Here is a 19529-nt window from a genome sequence, read left to right as displayed (position 1 = left end):
GCACATCGATGATTACCCACGCCGTAGTGACCATGCCATTAAGCAGAGTGGTACAACACATAACTACAAAAAGGTAATTGACGTGATTGAGATCCTCCGTGGTGCTCCTGCGTTATCGGCATTTCGACTAACCAAACTGTTGAATGCATGCAAGCAAAGCGATCTGCCAGTATCCCAGCTGTACGCCGAACACTATCACTTCGCCCATCTGTCAGCGCCGCTGTCTGATACCCAATCAGAACAACTTGCCAAGATCCTAACCTACGGTCCGAAACTGGAAGAGCACGAGCCCGCCGGCAAACTGCTGCTGGTGGTTCCGCGTCCCGGCACCATTTCGCCGTGGGCTTCCAAAGCCACCGACATCGCCCGCAACTGTGGCCTTAGCCAAGTCAAACGGCTAGAACGCGGCTTGGCGTGGTATGTCGAGCTGACCGACGAACTGACCGACGCCCAGCAAAAGCAGCTGCTTAGCTTAATCCACGACCGCATGGTGGAAGCGGTGCTGCCAAGCTTCGAGTCTGCCTCGGTACTGTTTGAGCAATCCGAGCCAAAGCCTTTTACCAGCGTTGATATCCTTGCTGGCGGCCGCGAAGAATTGGTGCAAGCCAACATCAAGCTGGGTTTAGCGCTGGCGGACGATGAGATCGACTACTTGGTCGAGAACTTCAGCAAGCTGGGTCGCAACCCCAACGACATCGAACTGTACATGTTCGCGCAGGCTAACTCTGAGCACTGTCGTCACAAGATCTTTAACGCCGATTGGACCATCGACGGCGTAGAGCAGCCAAAGTCGCTGTTCAAGATGATCAAAAACACCTTCGAACAAAACCCAGAGCACGTGTTGTCAGCTTACAAAGACAACGCCGCGGTGATGGTCGGTTCCAACGCCGGTCGCTTCTTTGCCGACACCGATGGCAGCTACCGCTACCACCAAGAGCCGGTGCACATCTTGATGAAGGTGGAAACCCACAACCACCCAACCGCAATTTCACCCTACCCGGGCGCAGCTACCGGCTCTGGCGGTGAAATTCGCGATGAAGGCGCCACCGGCCGAGGCTCTAAGCCCAAAGCGGGCTTAACCGGCTTTACCGTATCCAACCTCAAGATCCCGGGCTTTGAACAGCCGTGGGAACAGCACGATTCCATCAAAGCCTACGGCAAGCCAAACCGCATCGTTTCGGCGCTGGATATCATGACCGAAGGGCCACTGGGCGGCGCCGCCTTTAACAACGAATTTGGTCGTCCGGCGCTGACCGGCTACTTCCGTACCTTCGAGCAACAAGTCGACAGCTTTAACGGCCGTGAAGTGCGTGGTTACCACAAGCCGATCATGCTGGCGGGCGGCTACGGCAACATCCGTGAAGAACACGTCCAAAAAGGCGAGATCCCAGTCGGTGCCAAACTGATCGTATTGGGCGGCCCAGCGATGAACATCGGCCTCGGTGGCGGTGCGGCGTCCTCTATCGCTTCCGGTGAGCAAGCGGAAGACTTGGATTTTGCCTCGGTACAGCGTGACAACCCAGAGATTGAGCGTCGCTGCCAAGAGGTGATCGATCGCTGCTGGCAACTGGGTGACGCTAACCCTATCGCCTTTATCCACGATGTCGGCGCTGGCGGTTTGTCGAACGCCATGCCAGAGCTGGTGGACGACGGCGGGCGTGGCGGCAAATTCCAGCTGCGCGACGTCCTCAATGACGAACCGGGCATGAGCCCACTAGAGCTGTGGTGTAACGAATCGCAAGAACGCTACGTAATGGCGGTGGCGCCAGAAAACCTGGCCACCTTTGAAGCCATTTGTCAGCGTGAGCGCGCGCCGTTTGCGGTGATCGGTGAAGCCACCGAACAGCGTCACCTGACTCTGGAAGACAACCACTTTGGCAACAACCCCATCGATATGCCGATGGAGGTGCTGCTGGGCAAAGCGCCGAAGATGCAGCGCGATGTTGAAACTGCCCAATCCTCGGCCAAGCCGCTGGATTTGGCTGGGGTAACCGTGGCCGATGCGGTACGTCGGGTGCTGCGTCTGCCTGCGGTAGCCGAAAAAACCTTCCTGATCACCATCGGTGATCGCTCAGTCACCGGCATGGTGGCGCGGGATCAGATGGTCGGTCCGTGGCAGGTGCCAGTGGCCAACTGCGCCTTGACCACCGCCACTTTAGATAGCTACCACGGTGAAGCGATGGCGATGGGCGAGCGTACCCCAATCGCGCTGATCAACCACGGTGCTTCAGCGCGGATGGCGGTCGGTGAATCGCTGACCAACATGGCCGGCGCGCAAATCGGCTCGCTGGAGCACGTTAAGCTGTCTGCCAACTGGATGGCCGCCGCCGGTCACCCGGGCGAAGACGCCGGTTTGTACGAAGCGGTAAAAGCGGTCGGTGAAGAGTTGTGTCCGGCGCTGGGGCTGACCATTCCAGTGGGCAAAGACTCAATGTCGATGAAAACCGCGTGGAACGATGACGGCGAAGAGAAGTGCGTGACCGCCCCGCTGAGCCTGGTGATCACCGCCTTTGGCCGCGTGGAAGACGTGCGCAGCAACGTCACCCCACAGCTAAGCCAAGCCGACGACACCATGCTGCTGTACCTCGATATCGCCGCAGGCAAGCAGCGTCTGGGCGGCTCGGCACTGGCGCAGGTGTACAACCAGTTGGGCAACCAGGCCCCAGATGTCGATGACGCCGCACGCTTAAAAGGCTTCTGGCTGCTGATGCAGCAACTGGTAGCCAACAACCAACTGCTGGCCTACCACGACAAAGGCGATGGCGGTCTGCTGGTGACGCTGGCGGAGATGGCGTTTGCCGGCAACATCGGCATCGACGTTGACCTTGAAGGCTTGGGCCACGATCCATTGGCGCTGCTGTTTAACGAAGAGCTGGGTGCGGTCATTCAAATCCGCAAGGCTGACTTCGAAGCGGTGATCTCCGCCGCCATCGTTCATGGTCTGGATACCGGCATTCACGCCATCGGCACCGTTGCTAAGGGCGATCAGATCCTGATCCGCCAAGGCGAGCTTGAACTGCTGCGTGAATCGCGCACCGAACTGCGCACCATCTGGGGCGAAACCACCTACCAGATGCAAGCGCTGCGGGATAACCCAGAGTGCGCCAAAGAGGAGTTCGACGCCAAGCACAACGCCAACGATCCGGGGCTGTCTGCCAAGCTCAGCTTTAACCCAAGCGACGACATTGCCGCGCCACTAGTTCGTAGCGTAAGTATCAACAAAGGTGCAGCACCGAAGATCGCCATCCTGCGCGAGCAGGGGGTTAACTCCCACGTCGAGATGGCGGCGGCGTTTGACCGCGCTGGCTTTGATGCCATCGACGTCCATATGAGTGACATCCTTGAAGGTCGTTTGACGCTAGAACAGTTCCAAGCGTTGGTGGCCTGTGGCGGTTTCTCTTACGGTGACGTATTGGGCGCAGGCGAAGGCTGGGCCAAGTCGATTCTGTTTAACGACCGTGCCCGCGAGCAGTTCCAAGGCTTCTTTGAACGTGCCGATACCCTGTCATTGGGCGTCTGTAACGGCTGTCAGATGTTGTCCAACTTGAAAGAGATCATCCCAGGTACCGATCTGTGGCCGCACTTTGTTCGCAACCGCTCCGAGCGCTTTGAAGCCCGTTTCTCACTGGTGGAAGTGCAGGACAACCCGTCCAAGTTCTTTGCGGGGATGGCAGGCTCGGTAATGCCAATTGCGGTATCCCACGGTGAAGGCCGCGCCGAGTTCGCTTCTTCTGAAGCGTTCTTAGCGACTGACACCTCCGGCACCGTGGCACTGCGCTATCTCAACAACCACGGGCAGATCGCCACCAGCTACCCTGCCAACCCGAACGGTTCGCCAGCGGGTATCACTGGGCTAACCTCCCGCGATGGCCGCGCCACCATCATGATGCCGCACCCAGAGCGGGTGTTCCGCACCGTGACCAACTCGTGGCACCCAGCCGAGTGGGGCGAAGACTCGCCATGGATGCGGATGTTCCGCAACGCCCGCGTGGAGCTTGGCTAAGGGCTAGCGGTTAACCCTGAGAAATAATGAAAAACCCAGCTTATGCTGGGTTTTTTGTGCGTGAAAATTTCTACCTGTAATGAGTTATTTTTTATTTTGATAGTTAGAGTCTTATTCGTAATCTGAGAACATATCTTGTTGACTATCTATCAGTGATTTTAGATGGCGGTGATTTTTTCCTTGTGTCGTTTCAAGGAAAGTACCCTCATGACCATTTTCGATCACCGTATCTACGGAATACCCTGTAATGACCACCTCTCCAACTTCATCGAGTTTACGATGAATGTGCAGTACACATTTGATGGCGGCTCCGTGCGTAAAGCTAAATTTTTTTGTCAATACATCATTTTTGAAGTCATTATCCTTCATCGAGAAATTAATGCTTTCACCGTTATAAATCCCTTTCCATTTGTGCTTGCCTGTCCTCAACACTGGAGAAATGATTTCAATAACAGCTTCATTTTCAATAATCATAGGCAAGGAGTTTGAATGAAGAATAAATCTTTCAAATTCTTTCCGGTCTACAATAACCTCATCAAAAGCATCTTTTCCTTCGACATCTAAACCATTGACGCCAATTTTAGTAACTCTATGAGTATTATTTAACTTCTTATAAAAATTTGACTTTCGAGTTACTATTTTATGATTGTTGTCAACTATCTCAACAATATTATTAACGGTTTCTTTAGTGATGTTTTTTGATTTAATTTCTTTGTCTAGCTTAGCTAAACGCGCCTTGCGTTCTAGTATGCTCAACTTCAAATCTTCTTTTTGAAGTTGAGCAAGTTCTGGATCAGTTGCTGGAACATTTGAAATTATAAGGCTAACAACACCAATGATAACTGATAGTATCCCAGCATTTGCATTAGTTAAAGTCCAGATATCTCGAAGACCACCTTCTTTCCAAGCCTCTGAATCGATAACGATATGAGCATTTAAAATGCAGGCTACTTCTTGAATGATCGCTAGTAACTCTGCCTCACAAGTATTTCGAGCTAGTGCATCCATTTTGTGCAAATCGTCTTGCAAGTAATAGTGCAACTGAAGTTTAGTAGAAAGAGTTGGTTGCATGGAATCACCTTTTGTATTTGTCCATGCACTATGTGTGCTTTACTAAATGAAAATCAAGAGATTTTTAGTAAAATGGTGCTTCGGTATGGTTATCAGTGAGTCTACATTTAACTTAATGTTAACGTATGAGAAACACCATCACGGGATTCAAGAATATAAAAGTAAATACAAAAGCCAATGGTGGAATGGAGTTGCTTGTTATTAGAAGTCACTTTTAATTGATTTGTTGTGTTCATTCATATTTTCAATTAATAATTTTAATTTCATATCCATATTTGATCATTAATAAAGTCCTCTCGTTTTGGTCATACATTGACAACTTGCTAGTTAAGTGTGTTGGCAAGACCCGAAATAAAAGCGAACCTCGGACTACTAGCCCGAGGCGTCGTTGTTGGTGTGCTAGCGCGATTGCAGAACAGAACGGATTAGCCGAATTGAATTCCAAACTGCTGCCTTAGCTGCTGCTCGAATTCGGCTTCGCTGATCTCGGTAAAGTCGTCGACACCGGCGGCGCGGTAGCGATAACCCTCTTGGTTGTGGGTTAGAGTGACTCGCCCTTGCGGGCTAAGTCGAGTAACCACTTTGCTTTGAGTGAAATGCGATTCCGGCGAGGTTTGAATGTAGTGGCTGGCAACAGCAAAGCTGTCGCGGCTAACCGCTTCGGGTAATACCAGATAGCGCGGTTGCCAGTCGCCATCGGCGCTGCGGAAGTACAGGCCAAGATGGCGGCCATCGTGGCGCATCAACCGGTATTGCTGGCCTTCCGCTTGGCTAATGTCGGTGCTGGCATTAAACGGCGCTTGCTTAGTGGCAAAACGCAGCGGCTTGCCAAAATCGAGGCCATTACCAACATCCACCAGATAGCTATCGCCATCAATCTGTACCCGCAGCGCCATGTGGCTGTAATGCGGTGAGCTATCGCTGCACATCTTGGCCGCCAAAAACTCAACTTGAAATCCTAGTTCGGTCAGCAGATCGTACATCAAGCTGTTGTTTTCAAAGCAGACGCCGCCACGACCTTGGCGCACCAGTTTATTAAACAGATGTTCCGAATCGAATTGCAGCGCCACGCCACGGTGAATATCGAGATTTTCAAAGGCGATGTGTTCGACAAAACGTTGTTGCAGTTGGCTGACTAACGCCAGCGGCGCTTGGTCGAGTTCGATGCCGCCAAGGCGGTCGAACAAGGCATTCAAATCCATTTTTAGTGTTGCTCCATAGGCGTTGCGACGGGTGCTTGTGCTGCTACAGGTGCAGCCGCTTGGCTGGCGGCCAGCGACATCGCAGATTGAGGCGCGAGTGAAAGCTGTTGTAACTGCTGCTCTAGCTGCTGTCGCGCTTGCTGATTGTCGCTGCGATCCAGCATCGCGCCGTGAATAACCTCGATTTTACTAACGCCCAGCATTGCAAACTGCTGGCGTAACTGACTTTCGATGTGATCGACGTTGCCGCCGCCGTAGGTAAGCACCACATATACCTGCAGATCGGCCAGCGGGCTGGTGAACGCCTCGCGGTAGCTGAAGGTGCGGCCGCTGCGGGCGATATGATCAAACCACGCTTTTAAGGTGGTCGGGAAGCTGAAGTTGTACACCGGCGCGGCGATGATCAGGGTGTCGATCCCAAGCAGTTCGTCAATCAACTGATCCGACAGCGCAGCGGCGGCGCTGGCGGCCGGGTCTTGTTCGCCGTGGAAACCGCGATAGGTATCAATGGAGAAGTGCGGCAGTGGCGCTAGCGCCAGATCTCGTTCGAGGTGACGGATTGGCTGCTGCGATTGCAGTTGGGCGATAAGGCGGGCGCTGATCTGACGGCTGTGGGATTCGCTGCCGCGAATGCTGCTTTGTAAGCTAAGAACGTGATGCATAGAGAGATAACAATTGTGGAATTGGCGGCAGGATAAAAGTTGAAGTTAACTTTAAGTCAAGCTACTTTGCCGACAAAATTATTCTCCCTTAAACGGTTGCTGTGATGCCCAATCAATCTTCATCGACTTTGCCCAATGACGGCGCGCTGATGACCATCAGTGAAGTGGCGCAGCGCTGCGATATCGCCACCTCGGCCCTGCGCTTTTATGAACAGCGTGGCTTGATCTTTAGTACTCGCACCAGCGGTAACCAGCGTCGTTATCACAGTTCGATGGTGCGGCGGATTTCGGTGATTAAGGTGGCGCAGAGCCTTGGCCTGAGTTTGGAACAGATCGCCGCGGCGCTGGCGACCTTGCCGAAACAGCGCACCCCGACGCAGGAGGATTGGCAGCGGCTGAGCCAGTTATGGCACGATGATCTGCAACAGCGCATCGAACAGATGCAACGATTGCGTGATAATCTCGGCGGCTGCATCGGGTGCGGCTGTTTGTCACTGAAACGCTGCCAGTTGATGAACCCCGATGACAGTGCCGCCGGAGCGGGCGCAGGCCCCCGTTATCTGCTGGATTAACGCAGGCATTGAACACCATAACAAGAGAGAACCCATTGGAAAAAATCGCCCTGTTTGTTGATGTGCAAAACGTCTACTACACCACCCGTGATGCTTATCAACGCCGCTTTGATTACAACGCCTTTTGGCGCCAAGTCACCGCCGGGCGAGAAGTGGTGCAAGCGGTGGCCTACGCCATCGACCGTGGTGATAAGAAGCAGCAGGAGTTTCAAAACATCCTGCGCGCCATCGGTTTTGAGGTGAAGTTAAAGCCGTTTATTCAGCGCCAAGATGGCTCGGCCAAAGGCGACTGGGATGTGGGGATCACCATCGATGTGATGGAAGCGCAGGCGCAGGTCGATACTGTGGTGTTGGTTTCCGGCGATGGCGACTTTGCGTTGTTGGCGGATCACGTTGGCCGCAAAGGCACTGGTTTTGAAGTTTACGGTGTACCCAACTGGACTGCCCAATCGCTGGCCAAAGCCGCCTCGCAGTTTCATGCAATTGAAGAGCCGCTGTTGCTGTAGAAATCCAAAGTGTAGAAACAACAGAGCCAGTCGTGATGACTGGCTCTGTGCGTTTAGGGAGTTATTGCGCCAGCGGTTCGGCGGCGCGGCGGGCGCGCACCAATAACCACAGCGGCAATAGCGCCACCGCCACCAGCAAGGTCGCCCACGTACCGTTGTGAACTACCCCAAACTGGCTGGCGACGATGCTGCCCAGCAGCGCGCCACCGCCGATGCCGACGTTAAACAGGCCAGAGAAGATCGCCATCGCCACATCGGTGGCATCCGGTGCCAGTTTCAGCGCTTTGGCTTGCAGTGATAGCGCCACCAACATCATGCCAACGCCCCACAGCACGCACAGCGGCAGCAGTAACCACAGCTGCTGTGCCACCAATGCCAGTACCGCCAAACAGGCACCAAGCAGAACAATGGCGATGGTTAGCAGGTTACGCGGCGCTTGGCCGTGGTAGCGGCCAAACAGGGCGCTGCCGATAAAGCCGGAGCCGCCGTACAACAGCATCATCATGGTGGTGACGTTCGGCTGATAGCCAAAGTGTTCCTGCAGCAGTGGTTCTAAGTAAGTAAACACGCTGTAGTGGGCGGTGACCACTAACACGGTGAGACCGTACAGCCACAGCAGCGCGCGGTTACGCACTAGGGCGGGCAGACTACGCCAATCGCCGCCGCGTTCGGCGGGTAGGGCAGGCAGACCGCGCCATAGAATGGCCATCGCAATCAGCGTCAGTACCGCAAAGCTGGCAAAGATCAAGCGCCAACCCATCCAGTAGCCGAGCACGCGTCCCAGCGGCACCCCTAGCACCAACGCCAGAACACAGCCGGTGGCAAACAGGCTGAGTGCCTTCGCGCCTTGCCCCTCTGGTGCCAGACGCATCGCCAGTGCCGGGGCGATTGACCAGAACAAGGCGTGCGCTAGGGCAATGCCGATGCGGCCGGTCATCAGCCACGGGTAGCTTGGCGCCCATGCACAGATTAAGTGGCTAAGCACGAACACCAGCATCAGCCCCATCAGCAGTTTTTTGCGTTCGAACTTGGCGAACAGCAGCACCACCGGCAGTGACGCCAGTGCGACAATGGCGGCGTAGACGGTCAGCAGCGGCCCCATCTCGACTGCGGTCATGCCAAAGCTGCTGCCAAGGCCAGCCAATAGCCCCACCGGCACAAATTCGGTGGAGACAAACAAAAATGCGGTCAGCGCCAGCAGTAATACCGGCGCCCAAGCCACCATTCTCGACAGCATTACAGCTACCCCTGAAATTGAAAAAAAAGCGGCGAATACTACGCCGAATTTCCGGCGGCGGCGAGGGTTAATTGGAGGCTGCGGTTGAATAATTCGGTTAACGCTATCGGTGCTTATCCGCGTTGCCTGTGTGCCTGACTACTAAGCTGTTTGGGATGAGTGGACAATAAAGCGAGGACGCAGATGAGCAATCAACCGACAGGACGCTGCCCAGTAATGCACGGCGGCCAAACCGAAAGCGGCAAGTCGGTCACCGATTGGTGGCCAACCAGTTTAAATTTGGACATCTTGCATCAGCACGATGGCAAGACCGATCCGATGGCCAGCGACTTTAACTACCGCCAAGCGCTGGCCAATTTGGATGTGGCGGCGTTAAAGCAAGACTTGCATCAATTGATGACCGACAGCCAATCGTGGTGGCCCGCGGATTGGGGCAGTTACGTCGGCTTGATGGTACGGATGACGTGGCATGCGGCGGGCACCTACCGTATTGCCGATGGCCGTGGCGGCGCCAGTACCGGCAACCAACGCTTTGCGCCGCTGAATTCATGGCCAGATAACGGCAACCTGGATAAAGCGCGGCGGCTGCTGTGGCCGATTAAGAAAAAGTACGGTAACAGCTTGAGCTGGGCGGATCTGTTGGCCTACGCCGGCACCATCGCTTACGAACAAGCGGGACTGAAAACCTTTGGCTTTGCCTTTGGCCGTGAGGATATTTGGCATCCGGAAAAAGACATCTATTGGGGCGCGGAGAAAGAGTGGCTGGCGCCCAGTGGCAGCGAGGGCAGCCGTTACAGCGGCCAGCGGGATCTGGCCAATCCATTGGCAGCGGTGATGATGGGGCTAATTTACGTTAACCCAGAGGGGGTCGATGGCGAGCCGGATCCACTGAAAACCGCCGCTGACATTCGGGTGACCTTTGCGCGGATGGCGATGAACGATGAGGAAACCGCCGCCTTGACCGCCGGCGGGCATACTCTGGGGAAATGTCATGGTAACGGCGATGCCGCCAATTTGGGGCCAGAGCCGGAAGGCGGCGCCATTGAGGATCAAGGCTTTGGCTGGCTCAATAAAACCGCCCGTGGCATTGGTGCCGACGCCATCACCAGTGGCGTGGAAGGGGCGTGGACGTCCGAGCCGACCAAGTGGGATAACGGCTATCTGTCGATGTTGCTCGATCACGAATGGACCATCACCAAAAGCCCCGCCGGAGCTTGGCAATGGCAGCCGGTGGGGATCACCGAAACTGACAAGCCGCTGGATGCCGAAGATCCTAGCCAGCGCCGAATGCCGGTGATGACCGACGCCGATATGGCGATGAAGTTCGATCCCAGCTATCGCCACTACATCGAACGCTTTGCCGCCGATCCTGACTACTTTGCTGATACCTTTGCCCGCGCTTGGTTCAAGCTGACCCACCGTGATTTGGGGCCGAAAAGCCGTTACTTTGGCCCCGATGTGCCGAGCGAAGATCTGCTGTGGCAAGATCCGGTGCCGCAAGGCAACCGCAATTACGATGTCGATGCGGTTAAGGCAGCGCTGCAGCAATCGGGCTTAACCATCAGCGAGCTGGTGTGTACCGCGTGGGACAGCGCCCGCACCTATCGCGGCAGCGATAAGCGCGGCGGCGCCAATGGCGCTCGCATCCGCTTGGCACCACAAAACCAATGGCAGGGCAATGAGCCGCAGCGACTGGCCAAAGTGCTGCCGCTGTTAACCGATATCGCCAATCAGCATGGTGCCAGCATTGCCGATGTGATTGTGCTTGGCGGTAATGTTGGGATTGAGCAAGCCGCCGCCGCCGCTGGGGTGACCATCTCGGTGCCGTTCAGCGCGGGCCGCGGCGATGCCAGCGAAGCGCAGACCGATGTCGAATCCTTTGCGGTGCTAGAGCCGCTGCACGACGGTTTTCGCAACTGGATTAAAGACGATTACGTGGTGACCGCCGAGGAGTTGCTGCTGGATAGGGCGCAACTGATGGGACTTACCGCGCCGGAGATGACGGTGCTGCTTGGCGGTATGCGGGTGCTGGGCACCAACTACGGTGACAGCAATCACGGGGTGTTTACCGCCAATGTCGGCCAGCTCACCCCAGATTTCTTTGTCACCTTAACCGACATGAACCTGCGCTGGCAGCCGCAAGCGGATGGCAGTTACCAGTTGCTTGATCGCGCCACTGACCAACTGAAATGGACCGCCAATCGGGTCGATCTGGTGTTTGGCTCTAACTCGATATTGCGCAGCTACGCCGAACATTACGCCCAAGATGACAATCGCCATAAGTTCGTCAGCGATTTTGTCCGCGCTTGGGTCAAAGTGATGAACGCCGATCGCTTCGACCTTTAAATTGGCAACGGCTTAATCTGCAGCAAGCCCCCAATCTTGGGGGCTTTTTAACATCTCGCTTAGGTGCATTTGCGGGTCGCGCTGTTTTTGTTTGTAAGGGCAGGTGGCGGCGCTATAATCCCGCGCCGCTTTTTGGCATCGATTAGGCTTACCCCAAGTGATTGGGGTAGCAGTACACATTGAGGTAGTTATGACCAAGCTTGGCTCAAAGCACTGGGTAGAGATCACCGATCTCACCGACAAAGGCGACGGAGTAGGTACTCTGTTGGGCCGTCCCCTGTTTGTTGAGGGCGCACTGCCGGGCGATGAGGTGGAAGTGAAGCTGACCCAAATCAAGCCTAACTACCTGCACGGCCTAATCGGCCAAATCGGCACCCCAGCCGCAGAGCGGGTTGACGACTTCTGTGCCCATCAAGCCTGTGGCGGCTGTCAGGTGCGCACCCTGTCTTACCAAGGTCAGCTGGCGCATAAGCAACAGCTGGTGCAGCGCGAAATGCAGCGCTTTGGCTTGAACTGTGAAGTGAAGCCGGTGCTGGGGATGGCTGAACCGTTCGCTTGGCGTAATAAAGCCCAGTTTGCGGTTCGTCAGATTGACGGCGGCGCCGAGATCGGTTTCTACCGTAAGCACTCGCACCAGTTGGTGGCCTGCGATGACTGTGCGGTGCAAGATCCGCTGCACATCGAGCTGTTAGCGCGGTTGCGTCAATGGCTGCAGCAGCACGATGTGCGCGCTTATGATGAACACAACCATAGCGGCGATCTGCGCCACGTAGTCACCCGCAAAGGCTTTGCCACCGGTGAAGTGATGTTGGTGCTGGTGACCCGCACCGAGGTGCTGCCAGCGCAGGCTGAATTGCTGGCGCAGCTGGCGGATCTGAACCTGACCACCATCGTCCATAACGTTCATGGCGAACGTGGCAACCGGGTGATGGGGTTGGATAACCGGGTGCTGACCGGCAATGGCGTGATCCGCGATACCCTCGATGGCCTTGATTTCATTATCTCGCCGCTGTCGTTCTATCAGGTCAACCCAAGCCAAACCGAGGTGCTATACAAGCAGGCGCTGCAGCTGGCCGAGCTGACCGGCAACGAAACCGTGTACGATCTGTACTGCGGCATCGGCACCATCTCGCTGTTTTTGGCGCGTCACGCCAGCAAGGTGATCGGCATCGAGCTGATCCCAGAAGCGATTGCCGATGCCGAGGAGAATGCCAAGGCCAACGGCTTAAGCAACACTGAATTCCACGTTGGCCGTGCCGAAGTGTTGGTGCCGGAGCTGTACCAGCAGGGCGTGAGCGCCGATGTGGTGGTGGTCGATCCGCCGCGCAAAGGCTGTGACCAAGCGTTGCTGCAAACCCTGACCGCGATGGCGCCAAAGACCTTGGTGTATGTCTCTTGCAACCCCAAGACCTTGGCTCGCGATCTGGCGTGGCTGACCGCCAACGGCTTTAGCCTAGAGCAGCTGCAACCGGTAGATATGTTCCCGCATACCCTGCACGTTGAAGCGGTAGCGCAGCTGCGCTGGCAGGGTTAAGGGTAAGCCAACAAAAAAGCGGGCTTGGATAATTCCAAGCCCGCTTTTTTATGCGCTGTTAGCTGTTAATCGCTTAGCTTTCCACTTAGCTCGTGATTTAGCTCAGCCAAGGCCTCATCCAAGCTGGGGTAGAAGGTCAGTACGCCCTCAATCGGCTGCACTTTGGCGCGAGCTAAGGTCTTCAGCGGCTGGAATTGCAGTTCGCAGATCATCAGCTCGGTGCCATTGGCTTGCGAGCGCCTAATCAACTTATCCATCGCGGCTAAGCCACCGGCGTCAAGCAGGTGAACCGCATCCATCTGCAGGATCAAGCGGCGGCAATCGTTGGTTAGCTGGCTGATCTCGCCAAACACGTTTTCGGCGGCGGCGAAGAACAGCGGCCCCTCAATCCGCACCACTTTGGTGTCATCCGGCAGCGTCATCGGCACAAAGCGGCTAGAGCCACTCACGTCGCGAACACGGGTCATCTCCGCTACTTGCTTCATAAACAGCAGCGCCGCCAACACGATGCCAACGCTGATGGCGATCACCATGTCGAACATTACTGTCAGTGAGAAGCAGACCAAGAACACCAAGATGTCGCTGTGCGGGGCGGTTTTGAGTAGATGCAGCGCTTTTGGCGCTTCACTCATGTTCCACGCTACCACCAACAGCAGGGCCGCCATCGCTGCCATTGGCACGTAAGCCAACACCTGGGTCAGCGCCACTAATGCCAGCAACACCACTAAGGCGTGGACAATGGCGGAGATTGGGCTGGTGGCGCCGGCTTTGACGTTGGCGGCGGAGCGTGCAATGGCGGCGGTGGCCGGAATGCCGCCAAAAAATGGTGCGACGATGTTGCCAAGGCCTTGGCCTAACAATTCGCTGTTGGCGCTGTGGCGGGTGTTGGTCATGCCATCCAGCACCACCGCACACAGCAGCGATTCGATGGCACCGAGCATGGCGATGGCAAAGGCCGATGGCAGCAGTGCTTGGATCATCTCCCAGCTCAGCCCCAATGGTTGGCCATCGACGCCATTTTGCAGCCATGGCAGCACAAACTCTGGCAGTACCGGCGGGATCCCAAAGCCGCTGGTGCCATCGCTTAGGGTGTAGCTGAAGCGGCTGCCAATGGTATCCACCTGCCAACCCTGTTGGTTGAGATAGAGACCAATCAGCGTGCCGACGATCACCGCCGGCAGGTGCGCCGGTACCGGAATTTTCAGCTTCGGCCACAGCAGCATCACCACCAAGGTAACGCTGGCGACCACGATGCTTGGCCAATGGGCGCTAGGGGCGGCGTTGACTAAAATAGCGATCTTTTCCCAGTAATGTTCCGGCATCGCGCTGAGGTTAAGACCAAAGAAGTCTTTCATCTGTAAGGTGGCGATCACCACCCCGATCCCGGCGGTAAAGCCCAAGGTGATCGATTCCGGGATGTATTGGATCAGTCGTCCTAGTCGAAGCAGCGCCATCAGTACCAAGATGATCCCCGACATCACCGTTGCCACCAGCAGACCGGCTAACCCGAACTGTTCGGCAATCGGATACAGCAACACCACAAAGGCGGCGGTAGGGCCGGAGATGCTAAAGCGCGAACCGCCAAAGAGGGCGATAACGATGCCGCCGACAATCGCGGTGTAGAGGCCATATTGCGGTGCCACGCCGCTGGCAATCGCCAATGCCATCGCCAGTGGAATGGCAATAATGCCGACGGAAACCCCCGCCAACAGATCGCGACTAAAGCGCGCCATGTTGTACGGCTGATTACGGCAGCCTTGCAGCATGGCATGGCCAGGAATAAGTGAGAATAGGTGAGCTCGGTGCGGCACCGGTTGATGTCCAATCAGTAGAACGGATCGGTAATTTTAGGCTTCGGTTCAGCAATAGATGGTGACCTAGATCACTAACGCTGGGTTGCTCGGATGATTTGTTTAAGTGCGCACAAGATGACAGTTATCCACAAAGTTGCTGATGGGGCAGTTTAGCCAGCGCTAACTAGGCTTTAAGTGAGATGGACTACCACAAGGAAGTGGCAATGGAACAGGTAATTGTCGCCGCTGTGCGCGGCCAGGCGTTTTTTGTCGAGTACAGCACCGGGCAGATGCATCCGGTACGCGAAGGAATGGTTCTGGCTGAAGGCGATATTTTACTTACCAGCAGTAACGGTGAAGTGGAACTGCGCCAATCTGGCCGCGAGATGTTGTTGGTAGGCCCGAGTCAGCAGTTAGAGGTCGTAGACAACGGCGATGAACAGCCACTGGATATTGCCGGTTTAGCTAGCCAAGACCTAACTATCGAGCAGATCCAGCAAGCGTTGCTGTCCGGGCAAGATCCGACAGCAGTGATCGAAGCTCCGGCAGCCATTGCGCTGTTGGTGTCCAGCGCCCACAACAGCGGCGCTGATCTATTGCGTCACGCCAAGGCCACTTTGGCACAGGCGGGTTACGACACCGAGTACCGCCGCGTTGAGCCGGAAGTCGACGATCAATTCGGTTTGGCCAGTCAAGCGAGTCAGGCCACCGGCGGCATCTTGCCGATCCAGTTTCAATTGCTGGAAGGTGAAGGTGAGCAGGGTAATTTGATTGTTGATACCGGGGCGCAGCTGGCAGGGTTCGGGCAATTGTTGTTGATTGCCGGGCGGCCGCTGGTGGAGTGGCCATTAGTGAGCGACGGTGAATTTGTCGGTGCGCGCCAGGTATCGCTGCCATATGGTGAGTTCTATGTTTATCCCGACGGCAGCTACGCCTTCCAATCTCTGCCATCGCTGGACCACAGCAGCAGTGATTCACTGCCGCAAATTCCGTTGAATTTAACCTTTCAAGATGCCTTTGGCGGCATTGCCGAAACCACGGTAATTGTCACCATCGATGACGGTGCCGATCCACAAGGGATCACCGCTGACGCGGAGGTGACTGATGCTGGTGGTAGCGATGAGGCGCAACTGCGGATCTTTGGTGGCTCTGATGCGATTGATGCCTCTACCCTGGGGTTTGATGTTGCGGCAATTGTGGCGGGGCTAACGCCATTGCAGCTCACGAACCAAGGCGTTGCGCTGGACCTTGATAACCTAAGCGTTACCGATACGGTGCTGCTGATAAGCGATGTTAATGGCAATCCAGTGCTGCAATTGACATTGCAGCCGCCGTTGCTCGGCAATAACGATCTGTTTGTCACGGTTACTGCAACCTCGCTGGCACCATTGGATCACGTCGATAACGCGTTACAACTGCCGATATTCCTCGCTGGTAGCGACAGTGATGGCGATCCCTTCAGTGCTGAACTGTTGTTGACGGTGACCGATACCGTGCCGTTGGCCGCTGACGTCAGCAATAGCTTGAGCGAAACTGAAGGCGGCAGCCAGGTCGCTGGCAACTTACTGGATAATACTCAGTTTGGTGCCGATGGTGCTGCCGCCGCCGGTGGTGTTACCGTGGTTAATGGTGTGGATCTATCTACTCAAACCGCCATTAGTGGTGGAGAGTTTGATGGTTATATTCAGGTCGATGTTGATAACGGCACTCTGTACGTCAAGCCAACCGGCGAGTACATCTTCGTTGCTGATGACAACCTCGATCACGGCGCTGGCACTCAACAAGAACCTGAAGCCGACATCGTCTTTGATGTGCCCTTTACCGTCGAGGATTTTGATGGTGATCTTTCTGATGCCAATCTTAATCTAACCATCGTTGATGGCGCTGCACCAACCGCCGCTACCGTCAGCGTGGATGTCTCGGACGATGGCAGTAGCGATCAAGTTAACTTAGTAATTGAGCGCGGCTCCGATCAGCTAGATCCCGCCAGTTTTGGTTTTGATACCGATGCCATCAGCAGTGCGATTGCGGCGTTGAATCTCACCTCCGGAGGCGTTGCGGTCGATGGCAGTAACTTGTCGGTGAGCAATGGGGTTCTGACCGTATTTGATGCCAACAACAATCCAGTTTTAAGCGTTACCTTAGGCAACCCGACGGACAACAACGGTGATTTGTCATTCCCGGTTACCGTTAACCCATTGGCACCGCTCGACCATCTCGGTTCAGGCAACGGTGCCAGCCTTAGTCTGCCAATCTTCATCAAGGGTCAAGACAGCGATAACGATCCGGTTACTGGCCAAGTGACGGTCAATGTCGCCGATACCAGCCCAACCGCCGCTGGCGTCAGCAATCAAGTCACCGAAGCGGAGGGCGGCGCACAGGTTGCGGGCAACTTGCTTGATAACACCCAGTTCGGCGCCGATGGCGCTGCCGCCGCCGGTGGTGTCACCGTGGTTAATAGCGTGGATCTATCGACTCAAACCGCCATCAGTGGCGGTGCGTTTGACGGCTACATCGAGGTTGCTGTTGATAACGGCACTCTGTATGTCAAACCAACCGGCGAGTACATTTTTGTTGCCGATGACAACCTCGACCACGGCGCTGGCACGGCTCAAGATCCGGAAGCCGATATCGTCTTTGATGTGCCCTTTACCGTTGAAGACTTTGATGGCGATCCCTCTAATGCCAACCTCAATCTGACCATCGTTGATGGCGCTGCACCAACCGCCGCTACCGTTAGCGTGGATGTCTCGGACGATGGCAGTAGCGACCAAGTTAATCTAGTGGTAGAACGTGGCTCGGATCAGTTAGATCCCGCCAGCTTTGGCTTTGATACCGGCGCCATCAGCAACGCGATTGCGGCGCTCAATCTCACCTCTGCTGGGGGTGCGGTTGATGGCAGTAACCTCACGCTGCTAGGTAGCACTCTGACCATCCTTGATGGCAACGATAACCCGGTGCTGGAGGTGATACTCGGCTTGCCAACCGAAACCAATGGCGATTTGAGCTTCCCGGTTACCGTTAACCCACTGGCACCGCTCGACCATTTTGGTGCAGGCAACGACACTAGCTTCAGCCTGCCAATCTTCATTAAGGGCCAAGACAGCGATAACGATCCGGTTAGCGGCCAAGTGACGGTCAATGTCGCCGATACCACCCCAACCGCCGCTGGCGTTAGCAATCAAGTCATTGAAACGGAAGGCGGCGCACAAGTTGCGGGCAACTTGCTGGATAACACCCAGTTCGGTGCTGATGGCGCTGCGGCGGCTGGTGGTGTCACCGTGGTTAATGGTGTGGATCTATCTACCCAAACCGCCATCAATGGCGGTGCGTTTGATGGCTATATCGAGGTTGCTGTTGATAACGGCTCTCTGTACGTCAAACCAACCGGCGAGTACATCTTCGTTGCTGATGACAACCTCGATCACGGCGCTGGCACGGCTCAAGATCCGGAAGCCGACATCGTCTTTGATGTGCCCTTTACCGTTGAGGATTTTGACGGCGATCCCTCTGATGCCAACCTTAATCTGACCATCGTTGATGGCGCCGCGCCAACCGCTGAGGTGGTGGCGGTTGAACTGACCGATGGCTTAGACAGTTTTACGGTATTTCCTACCTTTACCCGAGGTTCAGACCAGCTCGACCCAGACTCTGTTGCCTTTGATGTTGCCGCAATTGCTGCTGCATTGGCAGACGCCGGATTGACTAGCGTCGGCGTCGGTTTGGATCTCGATAATATCTATCTGACTCCAAGCGGCAGTACCATGATTATTCGCGACCTAAATGGCAACGAGGTAATCAAGGCGACTCTGAATCCACTGCGTATCAGCGATGGGGAGATTACCGCGCCTGTAAATGTGCAAATTGTCGCGCCGCTAGATCATCAGGGTGATCAACCATTGGAGTTTCCGCTCTATCTCAGCGCCAGTGATATAGATAATGACAGTGCTCAAGCTCGCATCGATGTCACCGTGATTGATGGTGACGGACCTAGTTCCGATGGCGCTGCGGTGACCTTGGATGATGGCGTTGATAGTTTTACTGTACGGGTGTTGTTTGAACCAGGCAGTGATCCCTTGGTTAGCGACACGGTGGCATTCGATATTGCCGCTATTCAACAAGCGTTGGCGCCATTGCAGCTATCCAGTGGCGGTGCCGATTTGAATCTGGATAACATTTTCATTAGCGGCAATACCCTGATTATTCGCGATGTCGATGGCAATGAGGTGATCAAAGCCACCATCAATCAGGTGGATCAGCAAGGCGATGATGTAAGTGTGGCAGTCAACGTGCAGTTGGTAGCGCCACTAGACCATCAGGGGGATCAGCTGCAGTTCCCCGTGATTTTGACTATCGATGACAGTGATGGGGATAGTGTTCACGGGCAGATCGCCGTTACCGTTACCGATGCCGAGCCGCAAGCGGGCGATGTCAGCAACAGCCTCACAGAAACTGAAGGCGGCAGTCAGGTCAGTGGTAACTTGCTGGATAATACCCAATTAGGCGCCGATGGCGCGATCGATGGTGGTGCCGTTGTAACGGTAAACGGCGTGCAGCTGGCGCAACAACCGCAGGTATTGGGTGGAGAGTTTGACGGCTACAT

At 55.4% G+C, this 19529-nt stretch carries 11 protein-coding genes; 6 read left to right on the top strand and 5 right to left on the bottom strand.

Going from position 1 to position 19529, the window contains the following annotated elements; genetic code table 11:
- Positions 1–85: 85 nt before the first annotated feature.
- Positions 86–4003: a phosphoribosylformylglycinamidine synthase gene (purL, locus tag G506_RS0107060; protein WP_028116249.1), complete on the top strand. Its 3918-nt coding sequence runs from the start codon at positions 86–88 to the stop codon at positions 4001–4003.
- Positions 4004–4114: 111 nt separating this feature from the next.
- Here the strand turns inward: purL and G506_RS0107055 are convergent, their stop codons facing one another.
- The 3 genes from G506_RS0107055 to G506_RS19120 form a co-directional block, all read right to left on the bottom strand.
- On the bottom strand, positions 4115–5074 hold the full coding sequence (locus tag G506_RS0107055; RefSeq protein WP_028116248.1) for a hypothetical protein: 960 nt from the start codon (positions 5072–5074) through the stop codon (positions 4115–4117).
- A 425-nt stretch (positions 5075–5499) separates the two neighbouring features.
- Entirely contained in the window at positions 5500–6276 is a 777-nt protein-coding gene (locus G506_RS0107050; RefSeq protein WP_028116247.1) for an arylamine N-acetyltransferase family protein, read from the bottom strand.
- Positions 6277–6278: 2 nt separating this feature from the next.
- On the bottom strand, positions 6279–6938 hold the full coding sequence (locus G506_RS19120; RefSeq protein WP_051201971.1) for an FMN-dependent NADH-azoreductase: 660 nt from the start codon (positions 6936–6938) through the stop codon (positions 6279–6281).
- 104 nt (positions 6939–7042) lie between these two features.
- On the opposite strand from G506_RS19120, the gene soxR reads away from it, so the two are divergent.
- Positions 7043–7510 (top strand): redox-sensitive transcriptional activator SoxR, encoded by a 468-nt coding sequence (soxR, locus tag G506_RS0107040; RefSeq protein ID WP_084631232.1) that lies wholly within the window; start codon positions 7043–7045, stop codon positions 7508–7510.
- Between the two features lie 35 nt (positions 7511–7545).
- The gene (locus G506_RS0107035; RefSeq protein WP_028116245.1) at positions 7546–8016 is read left to right on the top strand and encodes a LabA-like NYN domain-containing protein; all 471 of its coding nucleotides are present in this window, start codon (positions 7546–7548) and stop codon (positions 8014–8016) included.
- A gap of 61 nt (positions 8017–8077) precedes the next feature.
- On the opposite strand, the gene G506_RS0107030 is transcribed toward G506_RS0107035, so the two are convergent.
- On the bottom strand, positions 8078–9253 hold the full coding sequence (locus G506_RS0107030; RefSeq protein ID WP_051201970.1) for a sugar transporter: 1176 nt from the start codon (positions 9251–9253) through the stop codon (positions 8078–8080).
- Positions 9254–9436: 183 nt separating this feature from the next.
- On the opposite strand from G506_RS0107030, the gene katG reads away from it, so the two are divergent.
- Entirely contained in the window at positions 9437–11599 is a 2163-nt protein-coding gene (gene katG, locus G506_RS0107025; RefSeq protein ID WP_028116243.1) for a catalase/peroxidase HPI, read from the top strand.
- Positions 11600–11789: 190 nt separating this feature from the next.
- Entirely contained in the window at positions 11790–13133 is a 1344-nt protein-coding gene (rlmD, locus tag G506_RS0107020; RefSeq protein WP_028116242.1) for a 23S rRNA (uracil(1939)-C(5))-methyltransferase RlmD, read from the top strand.
- Positions 13134–13198: 65 nt separating this feature from the next.
- Here the strand turns inward: rlmD and dauA are convergent, their stop codons facing one another.
- On the bottom strand, positions 13199–14944 hold the full coding sequence (dauA, locus tag G506_RS0107015; RefSeq protein ID WP_028116241.1) for a C4-dicarboxylic acid transporter DauA: 1746 nt from the start codon (positions 14942–14944) through the stop codon (positions 13199–13201).
- Between the two features lie 206 nt (positions 14945–15150).
- On the opposite strand from dauA, the gene G506_RS19115 reads away from it, so the two are divergent.
- Positions 15151–19529 (top strand): retention module-containing protein (locus tag G506_RS19115; protein WP_169628081.1); only part of this gene is annotated, 4379 nt, incomplete at its 3' end.

Origin of the sequence: Ferrimonas senticii DSM 18821 (genome assembly GCF_000422665.1) — a bacterium.
GTDB lineage: Bacteria > Pseudomonadota > Gammaproteobacteria > Enterobacterales > Shewanellaceae > Ferrimonas > Ferrimonas senticii.
The sequence above is the reverse complement of the archived record's forward strand: the minus strand, read 5'-3'. Positions and strand labels throughout refer to the sequence as shown.